Source organism: Enterococcus sp. PF1-24 (genome assembly GCF_029893325.1).
Lineage (GTDB): Bacteria > Bacillota > Bacilli > Lactobacillales > Enterococcaceae > HY326.
The window spans coordinates 21,401-41,525 of record NZ_JARXWL010000003.1; the positions used below are offsets into that span (position 1 = coordinate 21,401).

General features: G+C 36.5%; 15 protein-coding genes. 13 read left to right on the forward strand and 2 right to left on the reverse strand.

The window, feature by feature from the left end:
- Window positions 1-118 precede the first annotated feature (118 nt).
- The 11 genes from M2139_RS01940 (at window position 119) to M2139_RS01990 (ending at window position 12,263) form a co-directional block, all read left to right on the forward strand.
- Window positions 119-820: a GntR family transcriptional regulator gene (locus M2139_RS01940; RefSeq protein ID WP_280737112.1), complete on the forward strand. Its 702-nt coding sequence runs from the start codon at window positions 119-121 to the stop codon at window positions 818-820.
- A gap of 248 nt (window positions 821-1,068) precedes the next feature.
- Entirely contained in the window at window positions 1,069-2,361 is a 1,293-nt protein-coding gene (locus M2139_RS01945; RefSeq protein ID WP_280737218.1) for a PTS sugar transporter subunit IIC, read from the forward strand.
- Window positions 2,362-2,426: 65 nt separating this feature from the next.
- A complete protein-coding gene (locus tag M2139_RS01950) occupies window positions 2,427-2,735 on the forward strand; it encodes a hypothetical protein (RefSeq protein ID WP_280737113.1) in 309 nt (102 codons plus the stop codon).
- Window positions 2,732-3,817, forward strand: a complete 1,086-nt coding sequence (locus M2139_RS01955; RefSeq protein WP_280737114.1) for a MupG family TIM beta-alpha barrel fold protein — start codon at window positions 2,732-2,734, stop codon at window positions 3,815-3,817. Before M2139_RS01950 ends, M2139_RS01955 begins: the two co-directional genes overlap by 4 nt.
- Before the next feature lie 42 nt (window positions 3,818-3,859).
- Entirely contained in the window at window positions 3,860-4,966 is a 1,107-nt protein-coding gene (locus M2139_RS01960) for an amidohydrolase/deacetylase family metallohydrolase (RefSeq protein ID WP_280737115.1), read from the forward strand.
- A complete protein-coding gene (locus M2139_RS01965) occupies window positions 4,956-6,056 on the forward strand; it encodes a DgaE family pyridoxal phosphate-dependent ammonia lyase (RefSeq protein ID WP_280737116.1) in 1,101 nt (366 codons plus the stop codon). The genes M2139_RS01960 and M2139_RS01965 overlap by 11 nt, the downstream gene beginning before the upstream one ends.
- Before the next feature lie 65 nt (window positions 6,057-6,121).
- Entirely contained in the window at window positions 6,122-6,865 is a 744-nt protein-coding gene (locus M2139_RS01970) for a KDGP aldolase family protein (protein ID WP_280737117.1), read from the forward strand.
- Between the two features lie 39 nt (window positions 6,866-6,904).
- On the forward strand, window positions 6,905-7,912 hold the full coding sequence (locus M2139_RS01975; RefSeq protein ID WP_280737118.1) for a sugar kinase: 1,008 nt from the start codon (window positions 6,905-6,907) through the stop codon (window positions 7,910-7,912).
- 810 nt (window positions 7,913-8,722) lie between these two features.
- Window positions 8,723-10,402 (forward strand): adhesive domain-containing protein, encoded by a 1,680-nt coding sequence (locus M2139_RS01980; RefSeq protein WP_280737119.1) that lies wholly within the window; start codon window positions 8,723-8,725, stop codon window positions 10,400-10,402.
- 249 nt (window positions 10,403-10,651) lie between these two features.
- Window positions 10,652-11,146 carry a hypothetical protein gene (locus M2139_RS01985; RefSeq protein WP_280737120.1) on the forward strand — a complete coding sequence of 165 codons (495 nt, stop codon included), beginning with the start codon at window positions 10,652-10,654 and terminating at the stop codon, window positions 11,144-11,146.
- Window positions 11,147-11,348: 202 nt separating this feature from the next.
- Complete coding sequence (locus M2139_RS01990; protein WP_280737220.1) at window positions 11,349-12,263, forward strand: MucBP domain-containing protein; 915 nt, start codon at window positions 11,349-11,351, stop codon at window positions 12,261-12,263.
- A 46-nt stretch (window positions 12,264-12,309) separates the two neighbouring features.
- Here M2139_RS01990 and M2139_RS01995 read toward each other — a convergent pair whose 3' ends face one another.
- Window positions 12,310-13,824, reverse strand: a complete 1,515-nt coding sequence (locus tag M2139_RS01995; protein ID WP_280737121.1) for a glucosyltransferase domain-containing protein — start codon at window positions 13,822-13,824, stop codon at window positions 12,310-12,312.
- Between the two features lie 345 nt (window positions 13,825-14,169).
- Here M2139_RS01995 and M2139_RS02000 point away from each other — a divergent pair, with 345 nt between their 5' ends.
- Window positions 14,170-17,688: a 5'-nucleotidase C-terminal domain-containing protein gene (locus M2139_RS02000; protein WP_280737122.1), complete on the forward strand. Its 3,519-nt coding sequence runs from the start codon at window positions 14,170-14,172 to the stop codon at window positions 17,686-17,688.
- 77 nt (window positions 17,689-17,765) lie between these two features.
- Here the strand turns inward: M2139_RS02000 and M2139_RS02005 are convergent, their stop codons facing one another.
- Window positions 17,766-18,743 (reverse strand): LacI family DNA-binding transcriptional regulator, encoded by a 978-nt coding sequence (locus M2139_RS02005; RefSeq protein ID WP_280737123.1) that lies wholly within the window; start codon window positions 18,741-18,743, stop codon window positions 17,766-17,768.
- 221 nt (window positions 18,744-18,964) lie between these two features.
- On the opposite strand from M2139_RS02005, the gene M2139_RS02010 reads away from it, so the two are divergent.
- On the forward strand, window positions 18,965-20,104 hold the full coding sequence (locus M2139_RS02010) for a glycoside hydrolase family 88 protein (protein WP_280737124.1): 1,140 nt from the start codon (window positions 18,965-18,967) through the stop codon (window positions 20,102-20,104).
- The last annotated feature ends 21 nt before the right edge of the window (window positions 20,105-20,125 follow it).

The following is a 20,125-nucleotide window of genomic DNA, read 5'->3' on the forward strand; positions in this document are numbered from 1 at the left end:
TATTTTGATATCAAAAGGAACTTTGATTATGCTATGATGTCAATAGAGAGTGTGTTGGATTTATCATTTGCAGCCAACGAGTTGATGATAGACATAAATATTTAATAAGGGGTTTATAATGAAGCGGGCACGAATTTTATATCTTGAAATTGTTGAAAAAATAAAAAATGATATTATTTCTGGCAGATATCCTGTGGGGAGTTTTTTGCCAACTGAAAAAGAATTTGAAGAAATGTTTGGTGTAAGTAAAATTACGGTGCGAAAAGCGATTGAGCTGTTAGCTAGTGATGAATACGTCGCCAAAAAAAGCGGTAAAGGCACGACAGTTTTAAGCGACCGCCCGTATAATAAATTATCGAAAGCCGCCAGTTTTTCACAAGTTTTACAAAAATCAAATTTGAAATTAGAAAAGCAAGTGTTGGACTTAGAGATCATCAATTTGCCGGCTGATGATAAGTTGCGGGAGCATTTTGGGGCGCGAGTGTTGCGTTTTCGACGGATTTATTTATTGGAAGGAGTGCCTTATATTTATTTTAGTCACTATTTGCCGGTGGCTTTGGCTAAGTTGGCTTTGAAGGAATTTGCGGAAGAATCTTTATATCGTTTGCTGAAAATTCATGGTTACGAGATTGCTTTTTTTGAAGATGATTTTTTAGCGGTTCAATTAACGGCTGAGGAACAAGAGATTTTAGCGGCAGAAGAAATGATTGGTATTCGTCGTGTGCGCCGTTCTTTTGCAGAAGATGGCAGCGTGGTTGAATATTCGCAAGCGATTTACGATACGGCGAAGCATCCTTATCATATTGAATATGAAACGTAAAAGGCAAGTCACTATGTTTAAATGTAGTGGCTTTTTTCGTGTTGACGTCAAGGGATATCTATTGAAAAAATTTATTTATTCAAACAAAGAAAAATCGTTTACATTTTATAAAAGCCATGGTATAGTACAAGTGCAAACATTATAATGTTATGCATTTTTGAGAATTAGAGTTATCAGAACTTGAAATTATTCTTATTATTCCAATATTGCTAAAGTTCTTATCGCTCTAAAAATTAGGAGGATGAAACATAAATGGGTTTAACGCTGTAATTGAACAAAAAATTATGCCTTTTGCAAACAAAATTGGTAATCAGCGGCACATGATTGCAATTAGAAAAGGGATTATTGCAACGATGCCACTAACAATTGTCGGGTCTTTTTTCACGATTTTACTTAATATTCCAATTGATTCACTGGCAGCAAAAATTGAACCATATCGAGCGGTTCTTGATGTGCCGTTTCGTTATACAGTTGGTTTATTAGCTTTGTATGCAACTTTTGGAATTGCTGCTTCACTAGCACGTTCTTATAAATTGGATTCTTTAACGGCTGGTATTTTAGCAACAATGGCCTTTTTAGTTACTGCGGCACCACCTTTACGAGTTTTTGAAAGTGTGGAAGGTGTAATTGATGCTGGGCGGTATATTAACATTGCTAACTTAGGATCGGGTTCTTTGGTTGGAGCGATTTTAACAGCAATTGTTTCTGTTGAAATTTATCGCTTCTTTTTAGAGAAAAACATTACGATTAAAATGCCTGAAGGGGTACCGCCAGAAGTTACTAATTCATTTATGGCTATGATTCCGGGTGCAGTTATTTTAATTTTATTCTGGGTAATTCGTCATATGTTTGGTTTTGACATTAATGGTCTGTTAAGTGATTTGTTAATGCCTTTTAAAGATATTTTAGCTGGAAATAGTTTGTTTGGCGGTTTATTAACAGTTTTTCTAATCTGTTTCTTCTGGGTTTTAGGAATTCATGGACCAGCAATTTTAGGCCCGGTTATTCGTCCTTTCTGGGATATGTCAATTGCGGAAAATGTTGAAGCTTTTACTGACGGTGTAAGTGCCAATGCTTTACCTAATATTTTTACGGAACAATTCTTACAATGGTTTGTTTGGATTGGTGGTGCTGGAACGACTTTAGCTTTAGTAGTGCTATTTATGTTTTCTAAATCAAAATATTTGCGTAGTTTAGGTCGATTATCATTTTTACCAGGTATCTTTAATATTAATGAGCCTGTGATTTTTGGGGCACCGATTGTTATGAATCCTGTTTTAGCGATTCCGTTTATTGTTGCACCGTTAGTTACAACGACTTTATCGTACTTTTTGACAATTTCAAATGTTGTTCCAAGAATGGCAGCTCGTTTAGGATTCGCTATGCCAGCACCGATTGCCGCATGGATGAGTACTAACTGGAGTGTTATGGCGGGGATATTAGTTATCATTAACTTTTTAATTGCTTTGGCAATTTATTATCCTTTCTTTAAAGTTTTTGAAAAACAACAAGTTGAAAAAGAATTGAATGCAGCTGAATAATTTAATTATTTACTGATTTCTATTTTGGAAGGAAGAAGGCTAACATAAGTTCTCTTGGATTTTGGGTGAATATCCCTGATTTGCAAGAGACGGTTAGCCTTTTGGTGATTGAAATGATTGTTTATTATGTTTTTTTAGTGATTTTAAGTCAAGCGATTGTAGAAAAAAGAGGTTTACCTAAAAAAATAGCAACAGTGAAGCTACGTTATATTTTATTAGTTTCGTTGCTATTAATTGCGTTGAGCATTATTGTAGGAACGTGGTTACATATTGCTGGGCCTTTAGCAGCAACCGTCACTATTTTGACAAGTGCGGTTATTACTTATAAGTATCGTGAAAAATATTCTGAAATGGAACAGGGGAAAAACGTATGAAACGACGATTGGGAATTTCGCTTTATCCAGATCATAGTGATTTGAAGGCTGATCAGGAGTACTTAAAATTAGCAAAAAAATATGGTTTTACTCGTATCTTTATGAGTATGTTAGAAGTTAGTGAAGGCGAAGAGGTAGTGGTTGCTAAGTTTAAAAATTTAATTCATTTCGCTAAAGATTTGGGATATGAAACAATTTTAGATGTGGTACCAGGAATTTTTGACGATTTAGGAATTAGTTATGATGATATGACTTTTTTCCACGAGTTAGGTGCAGACGGGATTCGTTTAGATGCTGGCTTTGACGGTAATAAAGAGGCGATGTTAACCTATAATCCACAAGAGGTCATTATTGAGTTGAATATGAGTAACGATGTTGCTTATTTGGATAATATTTTAACCTATCAAGCCAATAAACCATTTTTGTATGGCTGTCATAATTTTTATCCACAAGAAGGTACGGCGTTGCCTTATGATTTCTTTGAAAAATGTAGTTTGCGTTTTAAACAACAAGGGATTCGCACGGCTGCTTTTGTAACTTCGCAAGTTGCTGAAATTGGTCCTTGGGACATTAATGATGGGCTGCCAACTTTGGAAATGCATCGACACTTGCCGATTGAAGTTGCTACTAAGCATTTATTTGCTACAGGATTAATTGATGATGTGATTATTGGTAATGCCTATGCTTCAGAAGCTGAACTAGCTGCTATGGCAAATGTCAATCGCTATCAAGCGAAATTCACGATTGAATTCGTAAAAGGGATTAATCCAGTGGAAAAAGAAATAGTTTTAAATGAACAACATTTTCGTCGTGGCGATATTACTGAACAAGTGGTGCGCTCTACGCAAGTTCGCAAAAAATATAGTCAAGTGGCTAACACTCCTCATGATAATGATCAAGAATTTCAACCTGGCGATGTTGTAATTGGAAACGATGGTTTTGGCAAATATAAAAATGAGTTGCAAATTGTTTTAGTCCCTCATAAAGATAGTCGGAAAAATAAAGTGGGACAAATCGCCAAGGAAGAATTGATATTATTACCATTTATTAAACCTTGGAGCAAGTATTTATTTTCAGTATGAAAGTAAATGTTTAAAGTATAACGTACAGAAAAGGATGATGAAATGTTTGATTTACTAATAAAAAATGCTCGCACAATCACTGGTGAAAAAGTTGAAGTAGCGGTAACAGCAGGTAAAATTGTTGAAGTAGCGCCAGAAATCACAGCAGAGGCGACTGAAGTTTTAACTTTAGCTGATGGACAATATTTATCGGCTGGCTGGATTGATGACCATGTTCATTGTTTTGAAGAAATGGAATTGTATTACGATTATCCCGATGAAATCGGTGTAGAAAAAGGCGTAACGACAGTTATTGATGCCGGTACGACTGGCGCTGAAAATGTTGGTATTTTTTATAAATACGCAGTGGCGGCAAAAACCAATGTTTATGCCTTAGTCAATATTTCTAAAACCGGAATTGTGGAGCAAGATGAATTAGCTGATCTTTCAAAAGTTCGGGCGGATTTAATTACAAAAGCTTTAAAAGAATATCCTGATTTTATTATCGGGATTAAAGCCCGCATGAGTAAAACGGTAATTGGCGACAACGGAATGCAACCGCTGATTTTAGCTAAGGAAATTCAAAAAGAAAATGCTGATTTACCATTGATGGTGCATATCGGTTCAAATCCGCCAGAGTTAGTTGATATTTTAACAACGATGACGGCGGGCGATGTTTTGACCCATTGTTTCAACGGTAAACCAAACGGGATTTTAGATCAAGCTACTGATAAAATTAAAGATTTTGTGTGGGAAGCTTATGATAAAGGCGTTGTCTTTGATATCGGTCACGGCACAGACAGTTTTAATTTTCATGTGGCAGAAGTGGCGTTGGCAGAAGGCATGAAGGCTCATTCAATTAGTACTGATATTTATATTCGCAATCGCACTAACGGTCCGGTGTATGATTTAGCGACAACGCTTGAAAAATTACATTTAATCGGCTATTCTTGGGAAGAAATCATTGAAAAAATCACGGAAGTTCCGGCAGAAAAATTCAATTTAACAACAAAAGGTCGTTTGGCGGCTGGCTTTGACGGTGATTTTACAATTTTTGAATTAGCACAAGGGGAAAAAGTTTTAACAGATTCAAATGGAAATCAACGAACAACCAAAGAATTGATTCAACCGGTGAAAGCAATTATTGGAGGCAAGGTTTATGACTGTTAGTTATGAAAAATTTGATTTGAAAGAGGTCATCAATGCATCAGGCAGAATGACGATTCTCGGCGTATCTAAAGTTTCAGAAAATGTGATGGCAGCCCAACGTTTTGGCGGCGAACATTTTTTTGAAATGGCGGATTTAAGCGAAAAAACCGGAGCCTATTTAGCGAAATTGTTAAAAGTTGAAGATGCCCAAATCGTTTCTTCCGCATCAGCGGGTATCGCGCAAAGTGTGGCGGCCTTAATTGGTGAAGGAGATAGCTATCACGCGTATCATCCTTACACTGATAGAATTGTTAAAAGAGAAATCATTTTACCAAAAGGCCATAATGTTGACTATGGTACGCCAGTTGAAGTGATGGTTGCGCAAGGTGGCGGTGAAGTGGTGGAAGCTGGTTACGCTAATATGTGTAGCCCTGAACACGTTGAAATGATGATTACGAAAAAAACAGCCGCTATTTTATATATAAAAAGTCATCATACCGTTCAAAAAAGTATGTTAAGTGTCGCGGAAGCAGCGGAAGTTGCTCATAAACACAATTTACCATTAATTGTCGATGCGGCGGCGGAAGAAGATTTATTCAAATATGTGGAAGCTGGCGGCGATTTAGTGATTTATTCTGGCGCAAAAGCGATTGAAGGCCCAAGTGCTGGTTTAGTAATCGGTAAAAAAGAATATATCCAGTGGCTACGCCTGCAAGGTAAAGGGGTTGGTCGGGCGATGAAAATCGGCAAAGACAATATTTTAGGCTTCACTCAAGCGATTGAAGATTATTTGCAAAAGGGTAGTGAAGACGGCGCGTCAATGCAAGCTCGCTTAACGCTATTTATCACGAAAGTTAACGAAATCAACGGCTTATCAGCAAAAATTGTTCAAGATGGTGCTGGTCGTGATATTTATCGGGGCAGTGTCCTTGTTGCCGGCGAAAAATCTGCTAAAGAAGTAATTGCTGAGCTGAAAGCTGAAAATCCAGCGGTCTATACCCGGGAATATCAAGCCAACAACGGCATTATTGAATTTGATATTCGCTCTGTTAACGCAAGTGAAATGGAAAAAATCGTCAAACGCCTACAAGAAATTATGCTTGAGAAATAAACACGATAGCTTACTATTATAATAGTAGGAAAAAAATTAATTTTTTTAAAACGGAGGAATCTTTTATGTCATTAACACCTAATTATTTAGAAAATCGAATTTGTTTAAATGTTTTAGCAAACTCAGTAGCAAACGCTGAAGCTTGTTATGAAGCGGCGGAAGGCCATGTGGTTTTAGGAGTATTATCAAAAAATTACGCAACTGATGAAGCAGCCATTGAAGATATGAAAAAATATCAAGCAGCTACTAACAATGCGTTATCTGTCGGCTTAGGTGCCGGCGACCCTAATCAAAGTCAAATGGTTTCACGGATTTCTGGCGTTTTACAACCACAACACGTGAATCAAGTATTTACTGGCGTAGGGACTTCAAGAGCTTTATTAGGTCAAAGCGACACGGTGATTAACGGTTTAGTTTCACCAACTGGCAAAGTTGGTTATGTGAATATCGCAACTGGTCCTTTAAGCTCACAAGGAGCAGAATGCATTGTACCGATTGAAACAGCAATTAAGTTGTTGCAAGATATGGGCGGTAGCTCAATTAAATATTTCCCAATGAAAGGCTTAGCCCATATTGAAGAATATAAAGCGGTAGCAGCGGCTTGTGCGAAATATGATTTCTATTTAGAACCAACGGGCGGAATTGATTTAGAGAATTTTGAAGAAATTGTTCAAATTGCCGTGTATGCTGGCGTGAAGAAAATTATTCCCCATGTTTACAGCTCAATTATTGATTCAGCAACTGGTGACACGCGTCCGGAAGATGTGGCGACGTTATTAGCGATGGCTAAAAATACTTTGAAAAAGTAACTATCAATAAGTGAAAAGCACAAAAGGAGGGAACAGTTGATGAAAATTGGCGCTTTTGGGGAAGTCATGCTACGTTTAAATCCGCCAGAATACTTTTTATTAGAGCAAACCAATACCTTGCTGATGTCTTTTACTGGTAGTGGCGTTAATTTGTTAAGTAATTTAGCCCATTTAGGTAAAAAATCTTATTTAATGACAATGGTTCCTGAAAATCGGATTGGCGAGGCGGCGATTGCTAATTTGAACAAATTGGCGATTGAAACGGTTTTTGTCGGTCAAAAAGATAGTCACATTGGTAGCTATTTCGCTGAAATGGGTTATGGCCCGCGGGCGACGCAAGTGACTTATCAAAATCGTCGGAATAGTTCGTTTTGTAATAGTCAGTTGGCTGATTATGATTTGATGGCTTTTTTAGCGGAAGTTGATTTGGTGCATATTTGCGGGATTTCTTTGAGCTTAACGGATACTACGGCGGAAACGGCGCAAAAACTTGCAGAAGAAGCCAAGGCTCAAGGGAAGATTGTTTGTTTTGATTTCAATTTTAGACCAAGTTTAAATGATCAACCAGGACAACGAGAATTAATGAAGCAACGTTATGAAAAGATGATTCCTTATTGTGATTTACTTTTTGGTTCCGTGCGGGATTTAGTGGAGTTGTTAGGTTATGGTCCGCAACCGCAAGATAAGGCAGCCGCCACGACTTTGATTCAACAATTTATGGAGGAGTTTGAAATTCAGTGGTTTGCGGGCACTAATCGTCGTTATTATGAGGGTGCGCAAAGTTTAACAGGTAAAATTTATACGCCTAAAGAGGTTTTCATTTCTAAAGAGCATCAGTTGCAAGTATTAGATCGGATTGGTGCGGGGGATTCCTTTGCAGCAAGTGTGATTTATGGTATCGCTGAAAAATGGCCGTTAGCAAAAACTGTGGAGTTCGCCACAGCCAGTGCTATTTTGGCTCATACAATGCACGGCGATGTACCTTTGGTTACGGAAAAAATGGTCAATCACTATTTAGAGCATCCAAGCGTTGATTTATTACGTTAAAGCAATCAAAAAGCTCATCCTTTTGCTTTGTGGCGACAAAAAAGTTTTTCTCGTTTTTTGAAAAAAAGAACTAATAAAATGATAAAACGTAACGAGTTTGAGAAGCTTATTTTGTTGAAAAACAATAAAAAAACGTGATTAATGCTGATGATTTTTTAGGCTGGGAAAAATTTTTTGAAAAAAATTATAAAATTATATAACAAGATAAAAAGATTTTTGCTAAGGTTATTTTAGTTGTTTTGCTAAGGTTGATTTTTCTTGAATTGTAATTAGGTGGTTTGAAATTGCGAATTATCAAGATATTAGGCTTGCTTTGATTTTACAGAAAATTCAAATTTGATTTTTTTGTTAAGAAATTTCCGCTTAAAAAATATCAAAAGCTTGCGCTTTTAAGTTTTCATAAGCTTACTTTAATTTTCAAAATTTTCGAATATTGCTTGACAGGTCAAAAATATGAGTTAAAATTGTTTATAGTAGGTATTCTTGATGATACACTACGTTTTTTAACAACGTCCATGTAGTTGTTGTTTTGTTGTGACTAAAATCGAAAATGACAAGGTCGAGTTATACAAATTACTTTTATTTGAATACGTAAGTTACAACAAGCAAAACAATTTATGGTTGGTTAGAATTCCCAGAGCAGTTTGCTAAGTATTGGTGCCAACAGCCAATAGTTAACAATTGTTACTACTTCTTTCAATTAACTAGCTGCTGAGTATTGAAGGAATCAATAGTATTAACAAAAGAATCATCTTGTTGGAAGGTAAAATAGGAATTAATAATAAGGAAATATGGAGGTTTTAAAGCGTAATGAAAAAGAAATTTTCTCGCGTAGCAATGGGTTCTTTATTCTTTGCTAGTGCATTAGTTGCATCTACTGTTGCAGCACCAGTTGCACAAGCTGCAGTTATTGATGTTGAAATCGGTAAATACACTAGTTTAGATAATGACTACCCAGTAGTAAATCAAACAGGTGAAACTAAAGGTAATTTTGCTCTTACTGCAGGTGCTCTTGCAGAATTACAAATTATCTTAAAAGGTGACAAATTAGCTACACTTAAAGTTCCTGAAGAATTAGTTGGTAAAATTAATCCTGATGGCGATGCTGAAGTTCAAGTTGGTTTTACTATCGACTTAACTGAAATCAGTTTAGTTGACCAATTATTAACTGCTGCTGAAACAGCTGTTGGAACTTTAGCTTACTTAATCGACTCTCAAAGTCTTTTCGGTTTGAAAACTAATTTCCAAGAAGTAAACGAAGCGTTAAAAGCTTTTGATTACTTAAGAAACTTAAACGTAAGCGTAACTTCTAGCCAAATCACTGTGTTAGACGGTGGCGAATACATGCAAGTTCAATTTGACGATGCTACTATGCGTTTTATTGCTAACAAAATTAGTGAAGCTGTAGATAACTTACAAGCTGCTATCTTGGCGTTTGAATTAAGCGGAACTGGCGTTATTAGTTCAGCTGTTGCTGGCTTAATTGATGTTGCTTTAGTACCAGTTAAAGCTATCATCAACGCTTTATTAGAAGTTGTTCCATGCATTGCTAACGGTTTTGCTGATATCACTAAATTCTTTGGTGCTGCTACGATGTTTAAAGAATCTACAGTGACATTCCCAACTGCAATGGACTTACCAATGGAATGGTTTGAAGAATTTGCTCCTAACGGTTTAACTGTTAACTTCTTAGGAACAATTGTTGAACCAGGAATCTTAGAATTTGAATTCTTCGAAAAAGAAAACAATGATAACGTATCTCCAGTAGTATTTGCTGATATCGTTAAACCAGTTACTCCAGTTATTAAAGAAATCGCTGGCGATAAAGATACTGGTTACACTTTATTAGTTACTGCTGAAGCTGGATCAACTGTAAACGTTAAAGATCCTGAAGGAAACGTTATTGGTACTGCTGTAGTTCCTGGAACTGCTGATGGCAAAACTCAAGCTGACGTAACTGTTACAGTTAAGGGCGATGCTGTTAAAGAAGGTACTGATTGTGACGTAACTGCTACTGATGCTGCTGGTAACGAAAGTGACGCAGCTATCGCTCAATTAGGCGATAAAGTAGAACCAGTTGAAATCTTCCGTGCTTACAACCCTAACTCAGGCGAACATTTATACACTCCTTCTGAAAAAGAAATGGGTGAAGTAATCGCTGCTGGTTGGGATGATGAAGGTACTGCATGGTACGCTACATCTCGTGGTAACACAGTTTACCGTCTATACAATCCAAATTCAGGCGAACATTTCTACACACTTTCTGAAAAAGAATATGAAGAAGTAGCTGAAGCTGGTTGGAAAAAAGAAGGTAGCACATTCTTCTCTAATGAAGAAGAAGAAGTTGAAATCTTCCGTGTCTTCAATCCAAACGCACAAGGACCTGGTTCTCACCATTACACTGTATACGGTGAAGAACGTGACGGTTTAGTTGACCTTGGTTGGACTGACGAAGCTGTTGCATTCTACGGAATGGCTGTTGCTGAATAATTTGTAGTATAATTACGAAAATCAGAAATTGATTTAGTTTGCTACGATCTTGTCGAAAAAAAGAGCTAGTGATTTTTCACTAGCTCTTTTTCTTTGGAGAAATTCCAATAAAGCCTTTTCAATTTTTTTGACAGGAGCTAAAGTGAAATTTTTATTAAAAAAATAAGATAAAACTGTGAATAAGCTTGCTAGTTCAAGCTTTTCAGTATATTCTAGTATTATCAAAGATTTAAGTAAGGAGCATATACAATGAAAAAAGTAACATTATTAGCTGTAACATTATTAAGTGGTTTTGTTTTAGCTAGCTGTAAAAATCAAGATAATGATGACTTAGTGAGCCCGACAGATAAATCATCTGAGGTTCAAGATTCTAGTGCTGAGGATTCATTACCAGGACGGACAAAATCAACTTATGACGCTAACGCAATTGCCGATAGCTTTGGGGATCAAGAGTTTAAAGATCAAGTGAAAGAATTATCTGGTGACTATGATGAGTTAATTAAAACAGCAGAAGGTTTCCTTGCTGATCCTTCAACTTATACAATGACTAATCTACAAGCACTTAATGAAAAATCAAGTCCGGCTGTTATTAAATATAGTGAACTAATGCTAGCTGTTGAAGATGAAAAAAGTGAAATTAGTGACGCTGACAAAAAAGATTTCGATAGCGTTACTCAAAAGAACGAAGATTTTCATGCTAAAATGCAAGAATTAGGAAACCTTTCAGTAATCACAGAAGAGTAAAAAAATTTAAGCCAATAAATGAGAGTAATTTCTTGTTTATCGGCTTTTTTTATGAAGTTATTAACGCATTTTTTAATTGTTATAAAAATCTTTACCTTTCCTTTACAGATTTTATTGAAAAATTATGTTATGCTAAAAATGGAGTAATAATTAGGCAAATTTTTATCGTGAAAAAGAGAGTTGGTGAACCTTTTTGAAAAAAGTGAAAATTGTTGGTAGCAGTCTATTTATTTTAATGGGGCTTGCTGGGTTTGGTCTGAAAGCTGAGGCTGCCACGAACACGAAAGAAATGTATCGTTTATATAATCCTAATTCAGGGGAACATTTTTATACAGCGGATACCAATGAAAAAGCTAGTTTAATCAGCGTTGGCTGGGAAGATGAAGGTTTGGGGTGGCTGGCACCTGATAAGGGTGATGAGGTTTATCGGCTTTATAATCCCAATGCTGGCGACCATCATTATACGTTAAACGAAGCGGAAAAGAATCTTTTAATCGCTAATGGTTGGGAAGATGAGGGCTTAGGTTGGTATTCTTCGGTAGAGAAGGAATTGCCGCTTTATCGGGCTTATAATCCCAATGCTAAAACAGGTACCCATAACTATACCACTAAAGAAATTGAGCAAAATAACTTAGTTTCAGTTGGCTGGGAAGATGAAGGCATTGCTTGGTATGCTTGTGGCGATAGCGATACGCCTTATGTGGCTAAATCGACGGTGACGGTGGGATATTATGACGAAACCGGTAATAGTATTAAAGCCGCGTTAGTGGATAAACAAGCAGTAGATACTGTTTCGAAATATACAGCACCGAAAATTGCGGGTTATCGCGTCAAAGGTGCGGATTTTCAAAATGTAACTTTTACCAAACGTGATCAAACGATTCGTTTTGTTTATGAAAAAATTGATGTAAAACTTTTACAAGTGAGAATTAATTATAAAGATATTTATAATAAAACGATTAAGAACACCGATGTTTTTAAAGTGGAAGAAAATAATTCTTATGTAGTAAAAGCGGTGAATATTGAAGGCTATCGTTTGCAAGGTGAGGAACAACGGATTTTAAGTAATATTAAATCTGATCAGTCAGTAACTTTTGTTTACGAGAAAATAGAATAAGAAAAACGGTAGGAATTAGCTTATCAGGCTACTTCTTACCGTTTTTTTATTTAGGTTTTTCGCTGAGTTTAATTAAAATGATATCATCTTGAACTTTCACCGAACCTTCCGCTGGGAAAATTGGCATTTCTTCAAGTTGAGCAAAGACCGATAAATAATCTTTAAAGGGAATTCGCTGTTGCGGATTATCCATCATTTCAAAGAAATTAGAGATGCGGTAACTACTTTGCACCGCGCTGTTAGTATCCCAGTCATAAAAACTATGGCCTAAAACGTCACCGGTGGTTTTGGCGAAATTTTTATTACCATAAACAGCCAGTTTATAATAATATAAATCGTCTACCCCTTCGTCGTGAATGGCGCTTAATAAGTCTTTGGTAAAATCTTGTTGGGCTTTGTAAATCTGATGCTCTTGAATGGCGAAATTAGCGGTAATTTTCCCTTGGTTAAAAGTAATCAGGCAAATCGCTAAGGCTAAGCTCATTCGTAAATATTTATTGCTGAAATTGCGATAAGCAAAATAATAAATAAATGCGACGCCTAATGGGAAGAAAGGCGCTAAAGCGCGAATCGGGCCGATAGAACCTAGTAGGAAAAATTCCAAATTCATTGCTAAAAATAAAGAAACATAGAGAAAAGCTAAGCTGCCACGATTGTTTTTGCTAAGGAAAACAGCTGCGACCCCTAAGAGAATCGCAATGGGGACAGCGTAACTAAAGAAAATCGACTGATTGCCGGAATAAATCGTAGTTAAGGTTTTGCCAATGCGGCCAAAAATCTTCCCGACAGAAGTATTGCCCCAGGGGATACTGGCGCCAATATAATTGATTTTTTTAACATCTAAAGCTTTCATGGTGGCGTTATAAGCCAATTGGTTCCCGAGATAAGTAATCAAAAAAGTCAGTAAAAAAGGCGTTATCTTAGCGGCTAGTTGCTGCCAAGATAATTTATTTTCACTTTGGTTAATTTTGGCAATCAAAATCGCAATCGTTAATAAAATAAATAAAATATAGTTAGAGGGATAAACAGAAAAGCCGATAATCCCTAAAATGACACTGAAAAGCAGAAAATAGCTTTTTTTATAATGGGTAAATAAATGAACCATAAAGACGGAAATCACCACTAAAAAATTGGCGGTTACTACTTCAAAGCTTTGCAAAATAAAATTGTATTGCTCCAGCAAAATCGCGGAAGTTACAAACAGAGAAGGGATAATCAGCAAGCCTTTTTTCTTCTGATAAATCCGATAAAAAATAAAGCACAAATAATTGGTCATCAAGCCTAACATAAAATAAGTCCCAAAGTTAATTAAATAAGGATTGATATGATAGCCGGTAAAAATTTTTTTGAAATAATACAGGCCGTAACGCCCCATCTGCGCCCACTGAACAAATTGGTTAACAGGGGAGAGCATAATAAATTCTTCGGTATCTACCGAAAAATTATAGAATATTAATTTCGCTCCGTAACACAGCACAATTAATAAATAAGTATAGCCGATTAAAAATTTATTTTTTGTGACAAAATTTTTAATTTCCTGCCACTCGCGTTTAAAGGTCACTACTTTTACTCCTTCGCATGAAGTTGCCTGCTTAATCAATCCTAAACAAAGTAAACTGTTTGGTTGTTGGCTAAAGCGGGCAAAATTGCTTTCATTTCATTGTACCATTTTATTTATTAAAGCAAAAGGAAGCCTGAAAAAGTCCCTGAGTTTTCCCGGAAAAATTGGTGGTCACGATAAATTCTCTTGAAAATTTTCAGGGCGTAGAAACTTGCGTTTTTATTGCTAAAAATTAAAAAATAGGTGTTTCTTAATCGCAATTTTCTTGGTATGATAGAAGTGAAAGAGTTTGTTGGAACAAGTTTTTGAAAAAGTAGATTGTAATATTTTAGGGAGGCTTTACACATGTCAGGGAAAAACTATTTGAAAAAGGGGTTGCGAGGGATAGTTGCTAGTGCGTTAGCGGTATCCTTATTTGCGCCTACCGCATTAGCGACAGAAGCAAAAACCACGGCTAACAAAAATATGCCAGCTAAAACGGAAGTTACTGAAGGGGAATTGACGATTTTAGGAACTTCAGATGTTCATGGTCAATTGTGGAATTGGTCTTATGAAGATGACAAAGAAACACCAGTTGGTTTATCACAAATCAGCACAGTAGTTAAAGAAACCCGGGCCGAAAATCCACGGGGCACAGTTTTAATTGATAATGGGGATATCACGCAAGGCACCATCATGACTGATGATATTTACAACAAAACTAAAACTGAAGATGCCAATCCAATGATTGCGGCTATGAATTACATGGGTTATGATTCAATGACTCTAGGTAATCATGAATTTAACTTTGGCTTGGATTTAATTAAAAAAATTCAAACCGAAGCTGAGTTTCCAATTTTAGCCGGTAACGTTTATCAAAAAGATGGTGGCGAACGTTTTGTTCAATCAACCACTACTAAAGAAATGGACTTAGATGGCGATGGCGACAGCGATTTAACAGTCGGGATTTTAGGTTTAGTAACACCCCATATTCCACATTGGGACGGCGCCAAAGTTGAAAGCTTAACTTTCAATGCCTTAAAAGAAGAAGCTGAAAAATCAGTGGCTGAATTAAAAGCCCAAGATGCTGATATTATCGTAGCTTCAATTCATGCCGGCCGTGAAGATAAAGATCCAGCCGCTAGCGCTAACGAAGTGATTGAAAACGTAGCGGGCATTGATGCTTATATTTTAGGTCATGACCATAGCTCATATGCTTTAAAAGTTGAAGGACCAAATGGTGAAGTACCAGTTGCTGGCCCTAAAGATACCGGCACTGAAATGATTCGCATTGATTTAGATGTTGAAAAGAAAAATGATCAATGGCAAGTTGTTGAAAGTGGCGTGGAAATTGTCAGCACCACTGAAGTTGCTGCGGATGAAGAATTAAAAGAATTAACTAAAGAATATCACGAAACTACCCGTGAATTTATCGCGGCTAAAATTGGTGAAGCAACCGCTGATTTCTTACCACCACAAGAAGTGCCTGGTATTCCTGAAGCGCAATTACGCCCAACAGCAATGATTTCTTTAATCAACAATGTCCAAAGAGAAGTAACTGGCGCGCAATTAGCTGCTTCTGCGCTATTTAAAGCTGACAGCGAATTTCCAGCGGGCGATTTAACTTATTCAAATGTTTTTGATATTTACAAATATCCAAATACTTTAGTCAGTGTTGAAATCACTGGTGAAAAATTATTGGAATACATGGAAAATCAAGCAGCTTACTACCAAACACCACAAGCTGACGATTTAACAATTGCTTTTAACGAAAATATTCGCGTTTACAACTATGATATTTTCTCTGGGATTGATTATAAAATTGATATTTCAAAACCTGTCGGCAACCGGATTGTTAATCCGACGATTGATGGGGAAGCTGTTGATTTAGCAGGAACTTATACAATTGCTATGAACAATTACCGTTATGAAGGCTTGTTAAGCCAAGGAATCGTAACTGGTGAACCAATCGTAACGACTGACCCAGAAACTTTGCGGGGCTTAATCACTGATTATATTCGTGAAAAAGAAACGTTAGTACCCGCTGAAGAAATCGAAAACAACTGGGAAGTTATCGGTTATGAATTCGATACAATGTGGCGCAATGCAGCGATTCAATTAGTTAAAGACGAAAAATTAACGATTGAACCTTCATTTGATGGCAGAACACCAAATGTCAAAGCGATTACTAAAGAAGACGTGATTAAAGCAGGGGGCTCACCAATTGCTTCAATTATGCATACTAACGATATTCACGGTCGTTTAGAAGGCAATAGCAATGATGTTTTAGGTATGGCTCGTTTGAAAACTTACAAAGAGCAATTAAAGCCAACTTTAATGTTAGATATGGGGGATGCTTTCCAAGGGCTACCAATTTCTAACTACTCTGAAGGTGCTGATATGGCAGCGGTTATGAATGCCATTGGTTATGATGCGATGATCGTGGGTAATCATGAATTTGATTTCGGGATTGAAACAGCGGCAGCTTATGCAGAAAAATTAAATTTCCCAATTTTATCTGCTAACACTTATAAAGATGGCGAACGCATTTTTGATGCTTATACAATTGTTGAAAAAGATGGTTATAAATATGCGGTTATCGGTTTAACAACACCAGAAACAGCTACTAAAACCCATCCGAAAAATATTGAAGGGGTAACTTTTGCTGAACCGCTTGATGAAGCGAAAAAAGTCATGGCTGAATTAGCTGATCAAGAGATTGATTTATATGTTGTGGCGGCTCACTTAGGCGTTGATGAAACAACACCAAAAGCTTGGCGTGGTGATACTTTAGCAGAAGAATTAAGCAAAGCTTACGCTAAAGAAAATATCGTTGTTTTAGATGGTCATTCTCATACTGAAGTTGATGGTGGTTTACAATTTGGTAATGTTTTATACAGCCAAACAGGTAACTATTTAAATAATGTGGGGATGGTAACAGCTAGCATTGAAGATCCAGCTGCTAAAAGCGCTCATTTAGTCAAAGCGGCTAACTTGCAAACTTTAGTGGAAGAACCAGCTGTGAAAAAATTAGTCGATCAAGCGAAAGCGACTTTTGAAGAGTGGGGCGCAACCACAGTTATTGACAACAATCCTTATTTATTAAACGGGGAAAGAGATAATGTCCGGACTCGTGAAACTAACTTAGGTAATTTAATCGGTGATGCCATGTATTACTATGGTCAAACTGGTTTTGAAAATGGCGCAACTGATTTCGCCATGACTAACGGTGGCGGCATTCGCGCTAACATCGAAGCCGGCGAAGTAACTCTAGGGGATATAATTGCGGTTTTACCATTTGGTAATAGCATTTCTCAAATTAAAGTAACTGGTGCCCAAGTGCAAGAAATGTTTGAAATGTCTTTACGTTCAATGGCACAAACTGATGAAAGTGGTGCGATTGTTTTTGATGACTTCGGTCAGCCAAAATTAGGGGCTAACGGTGGCTTCTTACACGTATCAAGCAGCATTCGTGTGTATTATGATTCAACTAAAGCCGGTAGCCTTTTAGCTAACGACAAAGGCAATGAAACGGGCAAGAGTATCGTTGGTGAACGTGTATTAGCGATTGAAATTCAAAATCGTGAAACTGGCGAATTCGAAGCTTTAAATCCTGAAAAAGAATATCGCATGGCAACTAATGATTTCTTAGCTGCTGGTGGCGATGGTTACGATATGCTTGGTGGTGAACGTGAAGAAGGACCTTCTCTAGATACTGTTTTAATTGAGTATTTACAAGCTGCTAGTCAATTACGCGTTTACGATGCTAAAACAAATATTGATTTAGCACAATACGAAGCAGAATTTCCAAATAGTCGGATTGTTTCAATTTCTGAAGCAGACTTTAAAAAATTAGCTGAACCAAAAATGGCGAAAGCTAGCTAAGTTTAAGTAATGATATAAAGCAAAAAAACTATGAAATTCAGAGGTGAAAAACTCTGTTATTTCATAGTTTTTTTATTTTATTGATTAACTGAACCACGTAAAATTAATTTGGGGCTAAGCTTGACAACTTTGTTGGTGGATTTGCTGGCTTTCAATTCTAGGTATTGATTAACTACTTCTTCGGCCCATTCTTTTTTATCTACTTGGACCGTTGTTAACCCTGGTGAGACCACGCTGGAAACATAACTATCATCGAAGCCGACAATACTAATATCTTTGCCGACTTTAATATTTAAATCGCTAGCAGCGTGATAAATTCCTAAAGCCATGTCATCATTAAAACATAAAAAAGCATCATATTGATCATTTTCTAAAAAACGTTTCCCTAGTTGATAAGTTACGATAGGATCGTACTGGCCTGAATAAACATGCTGAGAAAAATCATTTTTCTTGAATGATTTCGTATAAAATTCTTTGGCGGCATTGTATCGTTGCTCGCTGTTGAAGGAATTATCATCACCAGTAATGAAGCAAATTCTTTCGTTTTTTGATTTTTTCAGGACATCAAATAAATATTTGATGCCTAATCTGTTATCAATAACTACGCTGGCAGAATTTGCTGTATTAATTTCATTTGTCATAAAGACAATTGGTTTATTTAGGGTGTTAGTGAATTGTTGCAGTTCAGTTGAGTCGGCGCGATAATTCAGCATTAAGACACCATCAATAATATCTGTTTTGACGATATCAGGAATGGAGCCACTAAATGCTAGTAACTGAAATCCTTTGCGTTCAAGAATATCTTGAATTTCTTGTAAAACATCACCATTGAAGTTGCCTTGATAAGTGTTGACGATGGCGCAAATCAAATTAGAGTTATTGGTTCTGAGATTTTGAGCAGAGAGATTAGGGATATAATTTAATTCATTGGCGATTTTCTTAATCTTAGCTCTAGTGACCTCGCTTACTTGAGAGCTATTATTTAAAGCGTAAGAAACAGTCGCGACTGAGACGTTAGCGATTCGGGCGATATCTTTTAAACTTGCCTTTTCCATAGAGTTCACTCTTTCCTTGATTATTTCCTATCTCTAATTTACTACACTTTAACGATTAAGTAAAAGGTTTTTATTTTCAAAAAAAGATAATTTTTTTAATAAAGAAAACGTTGACAAGGAGAATTTTTCAATTTATACTAAGCTCATAACAAATACTAGTGGCTGTTAAATTATATTTTTTGAGTTTTACTTAAACGTTTAAGAAAGGTGAAAAACGTGTAATGATGGGTAAAGATGTAGATAAAAAATGGCTAGAAACCATGCAAAACCAAGTAATTGCTACAATTGTAAAAAATAATGAACGCTATGGTGCGTTATTTCCAGAACCAGCTTCTAAAAATTTGCAATACTATTTTGGTGAGAATCGTCAATGGACACCGTCGTTTTGGACGGGAATGCAATTTCTTGCTTATGAGTTGACGGCTGATGAAAAATTTTTGACAATTATTGAAAAGCATTTAGATAGTTTTGATGAGCGTTTGCGAAATAATATCGAAATGGACAATCACGATGTAGGTTTCTATTTTTCGCTTTCTCATATTCCTGCTTATGAAAAATTGCAGCGAAGTGCAAGTCGTCAAACAATTATTTCAGCAGCAGATAAGCTTTTAGAACGATATGAACCGCATTCGAAAATTCTTCAAGCTTGGGGAGCGATTGATGATCCGAGTGAACAAGGCCGGATGATCATTGATTGCAACATGAATCTTTTCTTACTATACAAAGCTTTTTATTTAACTGGTAATCAAAAATACTATGATATTGCTTATGGTCATATAAAAAAAGCCCAACAGTATCTTGTGAGAGATGATTATTCGACTTATCATACTTATTTTTTTGATGTGAATAGTGGCAAGCCTTTGAGAGGAACTACTGCCCAAGGCTATTCTGACCAATCTTGTTGGGCCCGGGGACAAGCGTGGGCTGTTTATGGTTTTGCTTTAAATTATCAATATACAGGAGATTTGAGCTTACTTGAAACGGCAATGAAAACAGCAGATTATTTTATTGAGTATTTACCTGAAGATTATGTACCTTACTGGGATTTGATTTTTACGGAAGGAAAGCAATATCGCGATGCATCTGCCGGTGCGATTTTAGTCTGTGGTCTGTTAGAATTAGTAAAAGTTTTACCTGTGACCAACAAAGACAGAAAAAAATACGAACAAGTGGCTTTGGCTATTCTGTATTCTTTAGGTGAAAACTATACTGTCAAACAAGAAAAATCAAATGGTGTACTACTACATTCGGTGTACTCAATTCCCCATGATTTAGGAGTTGATGAATGCTGCTTGTGGGGAGATTATTTTTATTTTGAAGCTTTGGTTAGTGCTTCGACAGCCTGGAATAGCTATTGGTAGCATTTAAAATTTTCTGAGATA